This is a genomic window from Enterococcus aquimarinus, assembly GCF_001885765.1.
Lineage (GTDB): Bacteria > Bacillota > Bacilli > Lactobacillales > Enterococcaceae > Enterococcus_I > Enterococcus_I aquimarinus.
The window spans coordinates 1-16,648 of sequence record NZ_JXKD01000015.1 but is presented as its reverse complement, the minus strand read 5'-3'; the positions used below and the strand labels follow the sequence as shown (position 1 = coordinate 16,648).

The 16,648-nt window shown below is 39.5% G+C and carries 16 protein-coding genes; 14 read left to right on the top strand and 2 right to left on the bottom strand.

What is annotated here, in order from left to right:
• Positions 1-158: 158 nt before the first annotated feature.
• The 4 genes from ispE (at position 159) to RU93_RS09470 (ending at position 3,358) form a co-directional block, all read left to right on the top strand.
• Positions 159-1,016 (top strand): 4-(cytidine 5'-diphospho)-2-C-methyl-D-erythritol kinase, encoded by an 858-nt coding sequence (gene ispE / locus RU93_RS09485; protein ID WP_071875388.1) that lies wholly within the window; start codon positions 159-161, stop codon positions 1,014-1,016.
• A gap of 445 nt (positions 1,017-1,461) precedes the next feature.
• Positions 1,462-2,667: an FtsW/RodA/SpoVE family cell cycle protein gene (locus RU93_RS09480; RefSeq protein ID WP_071875387.1), complete on the top strand. Its 1,206-nt coding sequence runs from the start codon at positions 1,462-1,464 to the stop codon at positions 2,665-2,667.
• Positions 2,664-3,023: an arsenate reductase family protein gene (locus tag RU93_RS09475; protein WP_071875386.1), complete on the top strand. Its 360-nt coding sequence runs from the start codon at positions 2,664-2,666 to the stop codon at positions 3,021-3,023. The genes RU93_RS09480 and RU93_RS09475 overlap by 4 nt, the downstream gene beginning before the upstream one ends.
• Positions 3,020-3,358 (top strand): glycine cleavage system H family protein, encoded by a 339-nt coding sequence (locus RU93_RS09470; protein ID WP_071875385.1) that lies wholly within the window; start codon positions 3,020-3,022, stop codon positions 3,356-3,358. Before RU93_RS09475 ends, RU93_RS09470 begins: the two co-directional genes overlap by 4 nt.
• 66 nt (positions 3,359-3,424) lie before the next feature.
• On the opposite strand, the gene RU93_RS09465 is transcribed toward RU93_RS09470, so the two are convergent.
• Positions 3,425-4,012, bottom strand: coding sequence for a 50S ribosomal protein L25/general stress protein Ctc (locus RU93_RS09465; protein WP_071875384.1), 588 nt, complete (start codon positions 4,010-4,012; stop codon positions 3,425-3,427).
• Between the two features lie 295 nt (positions 4,013-4,307).
• Here RU93_RS09465 and RU93_RS09460 point away from each other — a divergent pair, with 295 nt between their 5' ends.
• The 3 genes from RU93_RS09460 to udk all read left to right on the top strand — a co-directional run bounded on the left by RU93_RS09460 (position 4,308) and on the right by udk (position 6,454).
• Positions 4,308-5,027, top strand: coding sequence for a pseudouridine synthase (locus RU93_RS09460; RefSeq protein WP_071875383.1), 720 nt, complete (start codon positions 4,308-4,310; stop codon positions 5,025-5,027).
• Positions 5,028-5,051: 24 nt separating this feature from the next.
• Positions 5,052-5,735: a YjjG family noncanonical pyrimidine nucleotidase gene (locus RU93_RS09455; RefSeq protein ID WP_071875382.1), complete on the top strand. Its 684-nt coding sequence runs from the start codon at positions 5,052-5,054 to the stop codon at positions 5,733-5,735.
• 86 nt (positions 5,736-5,821) lie between these two features.
• The gene (udk, locus tag RU93_RS09450) at positions 5,822-6,454 is read left to right on the top strand and encodes a uridine kinase (RefSeq protein ID WP_071875381.1); all 633 of its coding nucleotides are present in this window, start codon (positions 5,822-5,824) and stop codon (positions 6,452-6,454) included.
• 274 nt (positions 6,455-6,728) lie between these two features.
• On the opposite strand, the gene RU93_RS09445 is transcribed toward udk, so the two are convergent.
• A complete protein-coding gene (locus RU93_RS09445; RefSeq protein ID WP_071875380.1) occupies positions 6,729-7,697 on the bottom strand; it encodes a linear amide C-N hydrolase in 969 nt (322 codons plus the stop codon).
• 279 nt (positions 7,698-7,976) lie between these two features.
• Between RU93_RS09445 and RU93_RS09440 the strand changes: the two genes are divergently transcribed.
• From RU93_RS09440 to mutL, 7 genes are all read left to right on the top strand, one after another.
• On the top strand, positions 7,977-8,930 hold the full coding sequence (locus RU93_RS09440) for a Gfo/Idh/MocA family protein (RefSeq protein WP_071875379.1): 954 nt from the start codon (positions 7,977-7,979) through the stop codon (positions 8,928-8,930).
• Positions 8,931-9,035: 105 nt separating this feature from the next.
• The gene (locus tag RU93_RS09435; RefSeq protein ID WP_071875434.1) at positions 9,036-9,815 is read left to right on the top strand and encodes an HAD family hydrolase; all 780 of its coding nucleotides are present in this window, start codon (positions 9,036-9,038) and stop codon (positions 9,813-9,815) included.
• Between the two features lie 19 nt (positions 9,816-9,834).
• A complete protein-coding gene (gene mgsA, locus RU93_RS09430; RefSeq protein WP_071875378.1) occupies positions 9,835-10,257 on the top strand; it encodes a methylglyoxal synthase in 423 nt (140 codons plus the stop codon).
• Between the two features lie 181 nt (positions 10,258-10,438).
• Positions 10,439-11,236 (top strand): TIGR00282 family metallophosphoesterase, encoded by a 798-nt coding sequence (locus RU93_RS09425; protein ID WP_071875377.1) that lies wholly within the window; start codon positions 10,439-10,441, stop codon positions 11,234-11,236.
• 12 nt (positions 11,237-11,248) lie between these two features.
• Positions 11,249-11,620: a YlbF family regulator gene (locus RU93_RS09420; RefSeq protein ID WP_071875376.1), complete on the top strand. Its 372-nt coding sequence runs from the start codon at positions 11,249-11,251 to the stop codon at positions 11,618-11,620.
• 1 nt (position 11,621) lies between these two features.
• Positions 11,622-14,165 carry a DNA mismatch repair protein MutS gene (gene mutS, locus RU93_RS09415; RefSeq protein ID WP_071875375.1) on the top strand — a complete coding sequence of 848 codons (2,544 nt, stop codon included), beginning with the start codon at positions 11,622-11,624 and terminating at the stop codon, positions 14,163-14,165.
• A gap of 22 nt (positions 14,166-14,187) precedes the next feature.
• Complete coding sequence (gene mutL / locus RU93_RS09410; RefSeq protein WP_071875374.1) at positions 14,188-16,140, top strand: DNA mismatch repair endonuclease MutL; 1,953 nt, start codon at positions 14,188-14,190, stop codon at positions 16,138-16,140.
• The last annotated feature ends 508 nt before the right edge of the window (positions 16,141-16,648 follow it).

The following is a 16,648-nucleotide window of genomic DNA, read 5'->3' as shown; positions in this document are numbered from 1 at the left end:
ATTCTTGCCAGATATTGCGCATGATAAGATTGGATGAGATTTTGCAAGGTCAATTGTCAAAGTCGAAAAATATAGACGGTATTCTAAACGGACGAACTATACAGTTTTTTTTTACTATGATAGAATGAATCAAATGATTTTAAGTGGTGGGTGATGAAATGGAAATTATAGAAAAAGCACCAGCGAAAATCAACTTAGGCTTAGATGTGTTGTATAAGCGGGAAATAGACGGCTATCACGAATTGGAGATGGTGATGTCGAGTGTCGATTTAGCCGATCGCTTAATTTTCGAAGAAATTCCAGAAAACAAGATTCTGATTGAGACGAATAAAGCTTTTTTACCCATTGATAAACGAAATAATGTGTACCAGGCTGCCTCGATCATCAAACAACGTTACGGCATCACGAAAGGCTTAAAAATTTCAATCGAAAAGAACATTCCTGTCGCTGCTGGACTTGGTGGGGGAAGTTCTGATTGTGCCGCAGCTTTGCGTGGGATGAATCGCTTATGGAATTTGAATCTTTCCATGGAAGAACTCATTGAAATTGGGGTCACGATTGGAACAGACGTCCCGTATTGCTTATATGGTACAACGGCTTTTATTGCAGGTAAGGGAGAGATTGTTCAACCACTTGTCCCGATGCCTCAATGTTGGGTTGTGTTAGTGAAACCGCGTATTAGTGTTTCAACTAGGAAAATTTTTCAACAAGTCTCAAAGATTGACGAATTGAGTCATCCGGATATGGCGAGCTTATCACAAGCGATTTTAGCGCAAGACTATGAAGAGATGCTTTGTCACATGGGGAATAGTCTAGAAGATATTACGATTCCTAAATACCCGGTTGTGCAACAAATTAAAGATCGGATGATCAAGTATGGTGCCGATATCGCTTTAATGAGTGGGAGTGGCCCGACCGTTTTTGCTTTGTGTCGACAACATTCGCGCGCGCAACGCATCTATAATGGGTTAAAAGGTTTTTGCGAAGAAGTTTATTTGGTTCGAACGCTCAAATAATAAGAGACAAACCTCTTGGTGAGAGCGGACGAAAACGAAGGCTTCTTCTCGTATTTTGGTAACCAACTAGGACTTATTTTGTCCGTCGGGTATGTTTCGGACACTTGATTCGACGAATTGAAGGAATTAGCAAATTGTTGACTTGCATAGAAAGTTTCAATTTGCTTTTTTTGTACGCTTAGTTGCTCAAAAGTTCTGTAAGTTCACCGGGGCATCTAGGCTCAGAGTCCGTTATCCATTCAGACAACCTCATTTCCTAAGGTGCATTTGATTAGATGGTTGAAAAAGAAGAGAATAGTTAAAAAAATAAAGCACTAACTTATTTAAATGATTGGTTATTGTTGTTAAAAACTTAAAAATTTACTGAATGTCGTTCCCTTCTCTTTCAATTATTAGAAAAGCCCTCTATAATAGGAGAAGTATTTCTTAAGAAAAGAGCGAAGCGATGAATAAAAATATATTTAGAAATGATAATCGAATTGACTACGGGGTGATTTTGCCCGTCTTTATTTTGTGTTTATTTGGTTTAGCCGCTGTTTATGTGGCGTATGATCAAAGTCCTATTTTTACTGGGAATCCAGCCATAGAAGTGTGGCGTCAAGTATTATGGTATGTCATTGGTATCGTAGCCGTCGTCATTATTATGCATATGAAATCAAAATGGCTTTGGAAACTCACTCCCTTTATTTATGGGTTAGGCTTAATTGTCATGGGGTTACTTTTAAAGTTTTATGACCAAGCAACATTTGAAGCAACGGGGTCGCGCAACTGGTTCCGCTTAGGTGGCTTTAGTGTGCAACCGGCGGAATTGATGAAAATCGCGGTGATTTTAATGTTGGCGCTCGTCGTTACCAAACATAATGCGACTTATCGCAAAGTGGCCACCTTAAAGACAGATGGCTTATTGATTGCCAAGATGTTAGCAGTGATGCTACCGGTGATTGTCTTAATTATGTTACAAGATGACTTTGGGTCTATGTTAGTCTTTTTAGCTATTTTTGGTGGGATCTTCTTAATGTCAGGAATTTCTTGGGAGATTATCGTGCCGACAGTTGTGGTGATGTTATTACTTGGAGTGACCATGATTTTTCTCGTATTGAGTGATACGGGCCGAGAGATATTATCCAAATTTGGATTCTCCGCTTATCAGTTCGCGCGGATTGATGCATGGATTGATCCTTTCCATGATATGCAAGGTAGTTCGATGCAAGTCGCCAATTCAATGATGGCGATTGGCTCAGGTGGCATGCTCGGTAAGGGCTTCAATGTGAGCGATGTTTACGTCCAAGTAAGAGAATCGGATATGATTTTTTCCGTCATTGGCGAAAATTTTGGCTTTGTTGGAAGTACCCTCGTTATTTTGCTGTATTTTGTCTTGATTTATCGGATGATTCGCGTTTGTTTTGACACGAACAATGAATTTTATGCCTACATTGCCACAGGGATTATTATGATGATTTTATTTCACGTTTTTGAAAATATTGGGGCAAATATTGGTTTGCTACCGTTAACCGGAATTCCCTTACCGTTTATCAGTCAAGGGGGATCGGCCTTGCTTAGTAATATGATTGGGATTGGCTTGATTTTATCGATGCGATATCAAGCGACACCAGAAGTAGAAATGAATGAAAAAAGGAAGCGAAATCGATGATTACACTGTATTGGTATCCAAAATGTAGTACGTGTAAAGATGCAAAAAAATGGTTAGAAGAAGCTGGATTTGAAGTTGAGACGATTGACTTAGTGAAAGAGCCGCCAAGTGTCACGTTATTAACCCAGTGGATGACCCAAAGTGAGTTGCCTATTCGTCGTTTTTTTAATACAAGTGGGATGAAGTATCGGGAACTAGGCTTGAAAGATTTGGTGAATGACTATACAATAGAAGAGGCCAGTCAACAGTTAAACAGTGATGGGATGTTGTTAAAACGACCGATTTTAGTCAAAGACCACCAATTTTTAGCGAATGGCTTTAAAGCAGATGCATATGAAAGGATTTTGTTAAAATGAAAACACCATGTTTAAAGAAAAAAGATAATTTATGGATTTTGTTTAATGGATCGGAATATGTTGTTGGGTTAACAAGTGAAGCGCAAGAAGAATTAGGTGAAATCACATTTATTGACTTGCCAGGAGAAGGCCAAGAGTTAAAACAAGGTGAAACGTTGCTTGAAGTTGAAGCAGAAAAAGCCGTGAGTGAGTTTTCAAGTCCTTTAACGGGTGTGATTTCTTCGATAAATGAAAAAATTGATCAAGATATTACCGTCTTGAATGACCAAGACGAATTGTGTGCTTGGATTCTGAGCTATAAAAATGTCTCAGCTGAAGAGTTTCATGCCTTATAAATCAAATTGAATCAATCAAAAAAAGCTCGAAATCAATCATGATTTCGAGCTTTTGCGTTCTATATATTATTCAGCTGCTGGAGCTTCTTCTACTGTTTCTTCTGCTGCACGAGCTTCAGAAATCGCACAAATTTGTTCTACGCCGTCAGTCACGATCGTGAAATCTGTTGTAGTTTCTAAGTCAGCTACTGTAATCGATTGACCGATGCTTAATTCAGAAATATCGACTTCGATTTTCTCTGGTAATTTATCAGGTGTTGCTGAAACAATCACGCTGTATAAGTTTTGTGTTAAGGCTCCACCAAGTTTTACGCCAGGTGCTTCTCCAACTAAAACAATCTCAGCTTCTACTTCTGTTTCTTCGGACATGTTCACTGATAACAATTCGATATGGTTGATTTCTTTGGTAAATGTTTCTGTCGTGATTTGATGAATTAAGGTATTATACTCTTTACCTTCAATTGATACACGAACAACTGCGTTTAATCCTTCGTCTTTTAAAATGCGTTTGAAAGCGGAAGTAGCGACCGAAATCGGGGTACTTTCAATTTGATACCCATTGATGATTCCAGGGATTTGACCTTCGTGACGTAACTTGTTGCGGTTGGCACGGGGACGGAGCGCTCTTTTGCTGACTTCTAATGATACTGACATAACTAAATTCCTCCTAATTTTTCTGTCTGAGACAGTCATTTCGAAGTAAATCGTGTTACTCTTTCACATTTAAAGGTTAAGGGTGCGTACAAGACATGTACGTGATAAGGTAATAAAAAACATTACCTAGAAAGGGTTTAGTCACTTTCTCCACCAGTTCATAACACTGTGTGTAGTTAGAAACAAATATTTACTTTACTCTATAACCATAGGACGAATTCCTTCATCTGTCAAGTTTTCTCCTTTTTCCACTCGAAAAAGTACGCTATAATAGAAAAAGAAAGAAAGGGATTCGATGCGTTTAGACAAGTTAATAGAACAACAATTACAAACTTCGCGAAAAGAAATGAAGCAACTCTTTCGTACGCGTCAAGTGAGGGTTGACGGGGAAGTTTGCTTCCAACAAAACAAAAATGTTGATAGCTTTTTGCACGAAATCACGGTAGCTGATCAAGTTCTTCAGACGCACGACGTTTATTATTTATTAAATAAACCTAAAGGTGTGGTGACAGCGAACGTAGATCAGGAGCATCTGACAGTGTTTGATCTCTTGCATCTGGCTGATTTTCGCTCAGATTTAGTTGCCGCCGGTCGTTTAGATCGAGACACAAAAGGGTTATTACTCCTAACAAGTAACGGCCAATTAGTCTATGATTTGCTTCATCCAACGAAAAAAGTCATCAAAACGTATGAAGCGCGCATTAACGAAGAGGTAACGCAAGAAGATATTGCCGCTTTTGCCGATGGGATTGTCTTTTTAGATGGAACGGTTTGTCAAAGTGCGCCACTTACGATCGTCAGTTATGACGTACAAAGTCAAACGAGTGATGTTCGCTTGCAGATTCAAGAAGGAAAATTTCATCAAGTGAAAAAAATGTTTTTAGCTCGTGGTAAAAAAGTCGTTGCCTTAAAACGGGTCGCAATGGGGCCACTTGAATTAGGGACGCTTCCGGAAGGTCAATATCGAGCGCTCAGTTTAACAGAATTACAACAACTCAAACCTTATTTTCGTTAAGGTTTACAAAAAAGGAGAATGTTCATGCGTTATACCACACTATTATTTGATGTCGATGATACATTGCTTGATTTTCAAGCAGCTGAAAGCCAAGCGTTAAAAGCGTTATTTGAAAAAGAAGGCCTTCATTTTACTTCAGATAAAGAAAAGCTTTATAAAGAAGTCAACGAAGCACGCTGGCGCGCCTTCGAAACGGGAGAAATGAGTCGCGATGAAGTTGTCAATGGTCGTTTTGGAGCCTTTTTTCAACTACTGAATCATGAAGTCGATAGTCTCGCGATGGAACAAGCGTACCGTGAATTCTTAAATGAAGGCCATCAACTGTTAGGGAACAGCTTAGAAGTCGTGCAGCATTTTGCCGAAAAAGCTGATTTATATATTGTGACGAATGGCGTCTCTAAAACACAATTTAAACGGTTGGAAGACTCAAAATTACTTCCTTATTTTAAAGAAGTCATTGTCTCTGAAGATACGGGCTACCAAAAACCAATGATTGAATTTTTTGAGTATACATTTGCGAAAATTCCGAATTTGAACAAAGCACAAACCGTCATTATTGGTGATTCTTTATCGTCTGATATTCAAGGGGGCATCAATGCCGAAATTGATACCATTTGGTTGCGGCCAGATACACCGAAAACACCACTTGCGATTGAACCGACCCATCAAATTCGTCAATTAGAAGACCTTTATTCGCTACTTTCTTAGAAAATGGCGAAATCGCTAGAATTTTTATTGAATTTGGCTATAATAAAAAAGGATAACGAAACAAGGGAAAGAAGGAGCTTTTTAAAATGACAAATAACAGACCAATCATTATTGGCGTGACGGGTGGATCCGGGAGTGGGAAGACAAGTATTAGTCGTGCGATTTTGGATCAGTTTCCGAATCATTCGATTATGATGCTAGAACATGATTCTTATTACAAGAATCAAGATCACCTAGTCTTTGAAGAACGTTTAAATACGAATTATGATCACCCTTTTGCCTTTGATACCGATTTATTGATCGAACACTTAGAACAACTGCGCCGCTTTGAAACGATTGAAAAACCGGTATATGATTATGTCAGACATACAAGAAGCGCTGAAGTCATTTTACAAGAGCCAAAAGAAGTCATTATTCTTGAAGGGATTTTAATCTTAGAAGATGAACGTTTACGGAATTTAATGGATATTAAAATCTACGTCGAAACCGATGACGATATTCGGATTATTCGTCGGATTAAGCGTGATATGGAAGAACGTGGTCGGACTTTGGACTCCGTGATTGATCAATATTTATCAGTCGTTAAGCCAATGTATCACCAATTTATCGAACCCACAAAGCGTTATGCCGATGTGATTGTGCCGGAGGGTGGGGCAAATTACGTAGCGATTGATTTAATTAATACGAAAATCCAATCAATTTTTGAGAGCAAAGCCTAGTTATTTGTCAAAGAATATGTTACTATCTATTTTATGCGACAGAGCCGAGGAGAACTAGTTCGTCTAGTTAACTCAAACAGAGGCACATGAAGTGATTCACCTACCGGATTTGTAGGGTGTCGGAATCTTTTTTTGTGGAGAAGAGAGATTCTACTAGCAATAGTACTGGATAAAAAAGGAGTTAAGACATTCATTTGTCTTAACTCCTTTTTTTTTATCCTTATGAGGGTCTAGCTAAAATGAAAATGAAAGAATCGTGGGTTCTTTTTTTGACCTAGAGGTTTTTCTCCTGTTGAAGAGGAACAAATTGAATGTCCGTTTCAGTGAGATAATCCTCAAGTTGGAAGGCTTGAATAAAAGAATGATTGTGTCCTTTGATGAAATAGGCTTTTTGTTTCGTATCCATGACACTCGTGTATAACGTTTCATCGCAATGACCATTCGCAGCGTCGCCCACTGCACCTGTAGGAATATCAAATTGCCCTAAAATTCGAAAAGCTTGTCGGATAGCTGCTTGACGATCGAGGTTTTTTGGTGTTTGTGCGACAAAGTAAGCGGCACGAATAAAGCGTGAAGGCGGTGTGAAATCTCCAGGAAGCCCCACCAGTCCATTGCCTTCGCCCAATTTTGTAAGGGTGACGTCGTTGAAATGGCTAGATTCAATATTTTCAGGTTTTAGATGCAAATAATTCTTTAAATTAGTCGCGTGCCATGAAAAATCTGGCGCATTGGTTAAAACGCCATAAGGATTGTCATGTGCAATGAGGGAACCCTCTCTTGGTTCTAAGACAACAGTCGCACCTTGTTGATCCATAAAAAAGAAGTGCATACTCATCGATTTGACGCCGGCTGCGTTTTGCGCGAGTAGATTGATTGTGGCAGCCGTCGCTTTTACTTCTTCGACATCTTGACAACGGGTCAATAAAAAATCAAACGCTTCTGAACTGATTAGATTAATCCGATCCTCGCTACACTCTTTGGCAAAAGTCGCATAAGCAGGAAAGAAATTATTTGAACCCATCAGCCCTTTTTCGTTAATCCCATCTCCAAAGGAAGGCTGGTCAAAAAAGCCTGTCCCGATTGTTGAAAAACGCGTTTCGTACGTGCGTCCCTCACTCGTTTTAAAAAAATCTTGCGTGTTTTTTGGAACATAGAGAATTTGGTGCGCTAACGCTTGCGTGATTTCTAACGTTCGACCAAATACGTGTCCCTCTTTGTAATGAAATCCAATGGTTGTACACATCTTTTTTTCCCCTTTCTTTTCTTTGTTTCACCTAATGACTTTAGTATAACATAGCGATAAAACTTCGATTGCCATGAACCGTTATTGCGATTAGTCTTTCATAATCGAAAGAAGAAGGACGTAAGAAGTATTGGGGAACATTTAGAGAAAAAGTCACGAGTTTGAGCAATCGGCACAGATTATAATGAATCCATTAGCAGAATATGCTAGTATAAAAAGAAAGAAAGAGCACCTAAAAAAGTGATGCGATTTCACAACCTTAGGAGAGAAGGAAAAAACATGACGATTAAATATGGCATTATCAGTACTGCAACCATCGTTCCACGTTTTGTCGCAGGAATTGTTGAATGTGCTGACGCAGAAGTTTGGGCAATTGCGGCACGTGAGCAAAAAAAAGCTCAAAAAATGGCGGACGCTTTAAAGATTCCACACGTTTATGCGAGTTATGCTGAATTATTTTTAGACGAAGAAATTGATGTCGTTTACATTGCTACCTATAATCGAGCCCACTATGCTGTTGCAAAAGAAGCCTTGCTAGCTGGAAAATCGGTATTACTCGAAAAACCCTTTACACTAACGCTGGATGAAGCGGAAGACTTATTTGCGCTTGCGCAAGCACAAGGGGTATTTTTGATGGAAGCGCAAAAAGCCTTATTTTATCCCTTAACACAAACAATCAAAACGTTAATTGCAGATGGGGAAATTGGAGAAGTCAAGTACTTGGATTGTCGTATGATGCATACGAACGCCGATCACATTCCTTGGTTTAAGGATTTAGCATCCGGAGGTGGCGCGTTATATGGTTCAGGAAGTTATCCTATTGAATATTTCCAGTATGTGACAGGAGGCAAGATTGAAGAAGTTGCAGGGACGGCGATGTTCTCGCCTGATGAGTCTGATAGTCAATGTGACGTTAGTATCTTATTTAAAGAAGGATTTCAAGGTCATTTATTGATTTCAACCCTCTTTGAAGGACCAAGTGAGTTGACGATTTATGGGACGAAAGGGCGCATTCATCTTCCTGACTTTTGGAAAAAACAAACAGCAACCATCATCCGTGATCAATCAGTAGAAGAAATCACGTATGCTCACCAAAGTGAATTTGTGTTTGAAATCGCGCATGTCAATCAGTGTTTACAAGAAGGGTTACAAGCAAGTCCGATTGCGGCACCTGATATGACCATGCAATGTGTCGAGTTAGTCGAAAAAATGTACCAACAATGGTTATCTTAAGAAATGCCTTTATAAACAGAGCACAAACAATTGAAAAAATTCCTTTTCTATGATTAAGTAAGAAGGAATGAAAAAAATGATGCAAAGAAAGTGAGCTTTTTAATAGTGGGAAGTCGAAAATTATTAGCATTTGATATTGATGGGACAATTTTAGATTCGAATAAACGTCCGTTGCCAAGTACGTTAGAAGCGTTAGATGCGTTACGAAAAGCCGGACATTTTGTTACCTTAGCAACGGGGAGAAGTCGGTTTTTAGCGGAATCCGTTATTCGCGAGTTACAATTTGAAAATTATATTTTATGTAATGGCGCGGCTGGTTTTTTTAATCACCAACAAGTATTTAAAGAAACACTGGATCAAAAGGCGCTAACTACTTTAATTGAAGTGTGCCAAGCAAGAGGGATTGATACTGCGATCGTGCAACTCGATCAATCGAAACGTTTGAGCTCATTTGATTTGGAGAAAATGCAAGATGCGATGACATCATTTGGGTCAACGGCTTCTGAATTAGGCGGATTTTCTCATGACGATGAAGTTTATCAGGCATTGGCCTATTACGAAAAAGACTGCGATCCATTATTTGAAGGTCAACATCCAGCCTTTAATTTTGTTCGTTGGCATGAAAAATGTGTCGATGTTATTCCAGCTAATGGGTCAAAAGCCCGGACGCTTTTAGCGCTAGCAGAACGCTTAGGGATTGATCGGGCAGATATTATCGGTTTTGGGGATGGCTTAAATGATCGTGAGATGTTGCGCGAATCAGGAATTGGTGTGGCAATGGGTAATGCTTCGCTGCTCGTACAACAAGAAGCAGATCTAGTCACCAAAGATCACAATCATGACGGAATTTGGCATGCATTAAAAGAATTACACTTAATCGATTAAAAGTTGCGGAGGAGATAAAATGAAAATTGCGTTAATTGCTCATGATCGAAAAAAAGATTTGATAGTTAAATTAGTGACGGCTTATCGTTTTATTTTAGAAAAACATGAATTGTATGCAACAGGAACGACAGGAACAAGAATTACTGAAGCGACGCAATTACCGGTTCATCGCTTTAAATCAGGCCCTTTAGGTGGCGATCAACAAATTGGTGCGATGATTTCAGAAGATGATCTCGATATGGTGATTTTTCTAAGAGACCCACTCGCAGCACAACCACATGAACCAGATGTGACGGCGTTGATTCGCTTATCAGATGTTTATGAAATTCCTTTGGCAACGAATATCGGGACGGCTGAAATATTACTGCGTGGTCTCGATGCTGGTTTTGCTGATTTTCGTGAAGTCATCCATGAAGGCGATCGCCGACCAATTGCTTTATAAAAACACAAACTGTTCCTGGCTTCGTACTAGGCAACAGTTTTTTTCTTTTGTTCCGTCTTCAAAAGAGCAATCCCAATCACTTTTTATGAATAAGGCAAGACGGCAAACCTTTTTTTTACACCTTAAAACCGATATAATAGAAGAAGCAGCGAATGAACGTGCGTGAGGAAAGAGGAAAAACATGAAAATTTTATTTATCGGCGATGTCGTAGGATCTCTAGGACGTGAGGCCATTACAGAATATGTCCCAAAATTAAAGAAAAAATACCGCCCTCAAGTGACGATTATTAATGGTGAAAATGCGGCAGCGGGTCGCGGGATTACGGAGAAAATTTATAAAGGCTTTTTACAAGACGGAGCGGATGTCGTCACGTTAGGTAATCATGCTTGGGATAATCGCGAAATCTTTGAATTTATTGCAGATGCCAAAAAATTAGTTCGACCAGTGAATTTTCCGGCGGGAACGCCTGGTGTCGGAATCGTCTATATTAAAGTCAATCAAGTCGAACTAGCCGTCATTAACTTACAAGCGCGCACGTTTATGGTGGCGCTAGAAGATCCATTTACCACGATGGACCAGTTGTTAGCAGAGGTTCGCGAACGGACGCCCTTTATTTTTGTTGATTTCCACGGCGAAGCGACAAGTGAAAAACAAGCATTGGGCTGGTATTTGGATGGTCGGGTTTCGGCCATCGTGGGTACCCATACCCATGTTCAAACAAACGATGCGCGGATTTTACCTCAAGGAACAGCCTACTTAACGGATGTTGGGATGACAGGTCCTTACGATGGGATTTTAGGAATGAAGCGCGACGCAGTCATCGAGAAATTCTTGACGGCTTTGCCTCGTCGTTTTGAAGTAGTCGAAAGTGGGCGTATGATTGTATCAGCGTGTGTGATTGAACTAGACGATCGGACCGGGAAAGCGAAGTCGATTCAAGCTTTTCAAATTAGTGAAGATCGCCCATTCATGGAGTAAAGGAGAAAAATTGTGACATTTTTAGAAGAAGAAAAACAATTAGAACAAGAAGTCGAGAAATTGTTAGACTTATTAAAAAATCATGAAAGTGTGCAACAGTTCCAAGCGGTGCGTAATCGCGCCGAAAACCATCCAAAATTAAAAGAATTAGAAGCGCAAATTAAAGCAGCGCAAAAAGATGCCGTGAATTTTGAACATTATGGGAAACCAGAAGCGCAAAGGCAGGCGGTTGCTGAAATTAATCGCTTAAATAAAGAATATAAAAGTCATCCTTTAGTTGAAAGTTATCGTCAAAGTTTAATTGAAGCGGATGAATTATTGCAACATGTCTCGACGATGATTCAAAAAAACGTCAATCGAGTAATTGAGGGAGAGGAGGAATAACATGCCACCAGAAACCAAATTAACCCCAATGATGGAACAGTATTTTAAGATTAAAGCGGCTTATCCCGATGCTTTTTTGTTTTATCGTTTAGGTGATTTCTATGAACTCTTTTATACGGATGCCATTGAAGTTTCGCAATTATTAGAATTGACGTTAACCAGTCGGAATAAAAACGCAGTGGATCCAGTACCAATGTGTGGCGTGCCTTATCACGCGGCGGCAGCTTATATTGATACGTTAGTCGAACAAGGGTACAAAGTCGCAATTTGTGAACAAGTAGAAGATCCAAAAACAGCCAAAGGGATGGTCAAACGGGAAGTCGTGCAATTAGTCACTCCCGGAACGGTGATGGAAGGAAAAAACCTTTCCGCTAAAGATAACAACTACTTAGTCGCTTTAGCGCAAGGGATCTCGGATTTTCAACTCGCCTATGTGGACTTAAGTACCGGTGAGCTAAAAGTCGCCCTTATCGCAGACGAAGAGGGTGTACTAAATGAGGTCTCTGTTCTACGAGCCAAAGAAGTACTGTTAACCAACGACATCTCCGAATCGACGAAAGAGTTGTTAGAAAAAAGACTTGGACTCGTTTTTTCTTATCAAGAAACGATGATTTGTCCACCGCATTTTGAATCGTTAACGAATGAACTGGATGAAGGATTAAAAGAGGTTACATTAAAACTATTAACTTATTTAAATGAAACACAAAAAAGAAGTTTAGATCATCTGCAGCAAGCACGGATGTATCAAGTCGATCACTTTTTAAAATTAGATTACCATTCAAAAGCAAACTTGGAATTGATTCAAGCGCTTCGTACCGGAAAAAAACAAGGAACATTATTATGGTTACTAGATGAAACAAAAACAGCAATGGGGGGGCGCTTACTGAAACAATGGATTGACCGACCATTAATTCAGCAACAAGCCATCGAGACACGCCAAAATCAAGTTGCCTCCTTCGTCCACGCATTTTTTGAACGTGGTGATTTACAAGAAGCCCTAAAAAAAGTCTATGATTTAGAACGACTAGCAGGAAGAGTTGCCTTTGGGAATGTCAATGGTCGTGATTTAATTCAACTAAAAACATCCTTGCAGCAAATTCCGCTATTGCGTCATATTCTCCAAGGAATCGATCAAGGGGAGTGGCAAGGATTACTTTCACGCTTGTCACCGATGGAAGACCTCGTACAATTAATCGAAACAGGGATTAGCGAAGATGCCCCCCTCGCAATAACAGAAGGGAAAATCATTAAGACAGGCTTTAACGAGCAACTTGATCAGTATCGAGAAGCGATGTCGTCTGGGAAAAAATGGTTAGCGGAGCTCGAAGCGAAAGAACGCCAAGCAACCGGCATTAAAACCTTGAAAATCGGCTTTAATCGCGTGTTTGGTTATTATATTGAAATCACAAAAGCGAATCTGGTTCATTTACCTGAAAATCGCTATGAGCGAAAACAAACGTTAGCCAACGCAGAACGCTTTATCAGTCCAGAGTTAAAAGAAATCGAAACATTAATCTTAGAAGCAGAAGAAAAATCGGTAGACTTAGAATACCAATTGTTTTTAGCCATTCGGGAAGAAGTCAAAAAAAGTATTGCGTCCTTGCAACAACTAGCCCAAGCAGTCAGTGAAATCGATGTCTTGCAAAGTTTTGCGACAGTCAGCGAAAAATATCAATATGTTCGCCCGACATTCAATCAAGAGGGGCGCTTACGCATTATTGACGGACGTCATCCGGTGGTAGAAAAAGTGTTAGGTCATCAAGAATACATTCCCAATTCAATTGAAATGGATCAAGATAGTTTGATTTTATTAATTACCGGTCCAAATATGTCCGGGAAAAGCACGTATATGCGACAATTAGCTTTGACGGTAATTATGGCCCAAATTGGCTGTTTTATTCCAGCCGAAAGTGCCGAGATGCCTCTTTTCGATCAAATCTTTACTCGAATTGGTGCCAGTGATGATTTAATTGCCGGCCAAAGTACGTTTATGGTGGAAATGATTGAAGCGAACCATGCTCTACAACATGCGACAACGAATAGTTTGATTTTATTTGATGAACTTGGGCGAGGAACGGCCACTTATGATGGCATGGCATTAGCACAAGCCATTATTGAATACATTCATCGCGAAGTACGGGGTAAGACCTTATTTTCAACCCATTATCATGAACTAACCGTGCTAGAAGAAGAACTCTCGCAACTAAAAAATGTGCACGTTGGCGCAGTAGAAAAAGAAGGGGAGCTCGTTTTCTTACACAAAATGCTTCCTGGTCCCGCTGATAAAAGTTATGGGATACATGTGGCGAAAATTGCGGGATTACCAAAAAGACTGTTGGAACGGGCTGATGATTTGTTAGTTCAATTAGAAAATGGCCATCCGATACAAAAAGCGCCATTGCCAGTTGAACAACTCTCGCTTTTTCACGAAGGGAATGAGGAAGAGCAACGGGTCCTTGACGAACTCAGAAGATTAAACGTTTTAGAGATGACACCGTTAGACGCGATGAATGTCTTACACCAATTACAAAAGAAAGTAAAATGATAATAGAAAGTGGGAACAGAAAATGGGGAAGATCCAAGAACTATCGGAAAGTTTAGCGAACCAAATTGCCGCCGGAGAAGTTGTGGAGCGACCTGCTTCTGTTGTCAAAGAATTGATCGAAAATGCTCTCGATGCCGGGAGCACTCAAATCGATATCTTTCTTGAAGAAGCCGGATTGAAAAAGATCCAAATCATCGATAATGGGGAAGGGATGTCCCGAGAAGATGCTAGAAATGCCTTTAAACGACATGCCACAAGTAAAATTCATACCAAACATGATTTATTTCGAATAAGAACCCTTGGTTTTAGAGGCGAGGCGCTACCTAGTATCGCCTCCGTTTCTCAAGTGACAATCGAAACCGCGCTCAAGGACGAAGAAGAAGGGACTTTACTCGTCTTAACAGGCGGTAAAATTACACAAGAACAACCGAGTGCACTTCGCCGCGGAACGAAAATCACCGTAGAAAATCTATTTTTTAATACGCCTGCCCGCTTGAAGTATGTCAAATCTTTACAGACAGAACTCGCTAATATAGGAGATATCGTTAATCGCCTCGCGCTAAGTCATCCCGAAGTGGCATTTCGCTTAGTCCATGATCATAATAAGATGTTGCAAACGACGGGGAATGGAGATCTTAAACAAAGCATAGCAGGGATTTATGGTGTCGCGCTGGCGAAAAAAATGCGCGAAGTGACAGCAAAAGACCTCGATTTTAACATTCATGGGTATATCTCGTTACCAGAAGTGACAAGAGCAAGCCGAAATTACATGTCTTTGATTATCAATGGTCGGTATATTAAAAACTTTCTATTAAATAAAGCGATTATAAGTGGGTATGGTTCAAAATTGATGGTCGGGCGTTTTCCTATTGTGATTTTAACGATCGATATGGATCCGCTTCTATTAGATGTGAACGTTCATCCGACAAAGCAAGAAGTGCGATTATCAAAAGAAGCAGAACTCTCCACCTTAATTACAACAGCCATTCGAGAAAGTTTACAAGATGAGCGTCTAATCCCTCAAGTGGACTACAATCAATTGTTTAAAAAGAAAAAAGATCTTACTCAGCCAACAGAACAGTTAGCCTTATCATTAAAGGAACCTGCACGTACCAATACCGATTTAGCATTTGATCAAACGACCGGGCAATTTTATATCAAAGAAGTGACGCCTAGCGAAAAGTCGGATGAGTTAAACACGAAGCAAGAGTCCCTCTCGCAAAATAGTAAACCACCTGTTACTGAGGAGACGACAAGTCACGTATCAAATATGTCCACCGTGATCGACCAGAGCGACTCAAAATTAGTACAATCTATACCACCAGAGCAAAAAACTCAAATAGAAGAGTCGCAATCTAATGACGATATGAACGAAACGCAAAAAGGGTTTCCACAGTTAGCTTATTTTGGTCAGATGCACGGAACCTATTTATTTGCCCAAAGTGAAGAAGGATTATACATTATTGATCAACATGCTGCCCAAGAACGGATTAAATATGAATACTATCGACGTAAAATTGGAGAAGACGCGGGCGACTTGCAACATTTACTAGTCCCAATAGTCCTTGAATACCCTCAAGATGAATGGCTGAAAATCAATGAAAAACGAACTCAACTAGCCGAAGTGGGGATTCATTTAGAAGATTTTGGTCAACAGAGTTTCATCATCAGAGAGCACCCTACTTGGTACGAAGCAGGAAGAGAAGAAGAGCTTGTCCAAGAAATAATCACCATTGTTTTAGAAACCGGCCGATTTGATCTTGCCAAGTTTCGAGAAGACACGGCTATTATGATGAGTTGCAAAAAATCAATTAAAGCGAATCACTATTTAAATCCGGAACAAGGAAGAGCACTGTTAGCGGATCTAGCACAGTGTGAGAATCCATTTAATTGTCCGCATGGGCGACCAGTACTCATTCATTTTACCAATCGTGAAATGGAGCGGATGTTTAAACGAATTCAAGATTCGCATTAAATAAAGTTATGATTACTGAAAAGTAAGTAGCAGAGTGTTTAATGAGTGTCGCTTTATTTAAGTAGCGTACTTGCCGCTAGAATTCATTCTTCCAAAAAAACGGAATACCTAAAAGAGGGAAACGTTTTTTTGGAATGAAAGAATATCGACTATTCCTAATGTTTAAAAATAAATTAAGGAAAATAAGAAAATAAGCTAGACATTGTGAATTTTAAGTGGTAAATTAGTTAACGTTGGTTTTGAAAAAGTCATTTGAAGTTCAACGATAAAATAACAAATTGTAAATAAACATGACTTTCAAAAGCTTGAAATAATAACTCAAAAAGTTGTTGACAAATAACAATGTTGTCTGTTATGATGGTTAAGTTGCGAATGGCGATGACAAATAATAAATTCTAAGTAATTTAGAAAAATAAAAAAAGTTATTGACATGAAGTAGTGAATTTGTTAAGATATAAAAGTTACAACTTAAACGAAAAAACGTAGACCTTTGAAAACTGAACAAAGC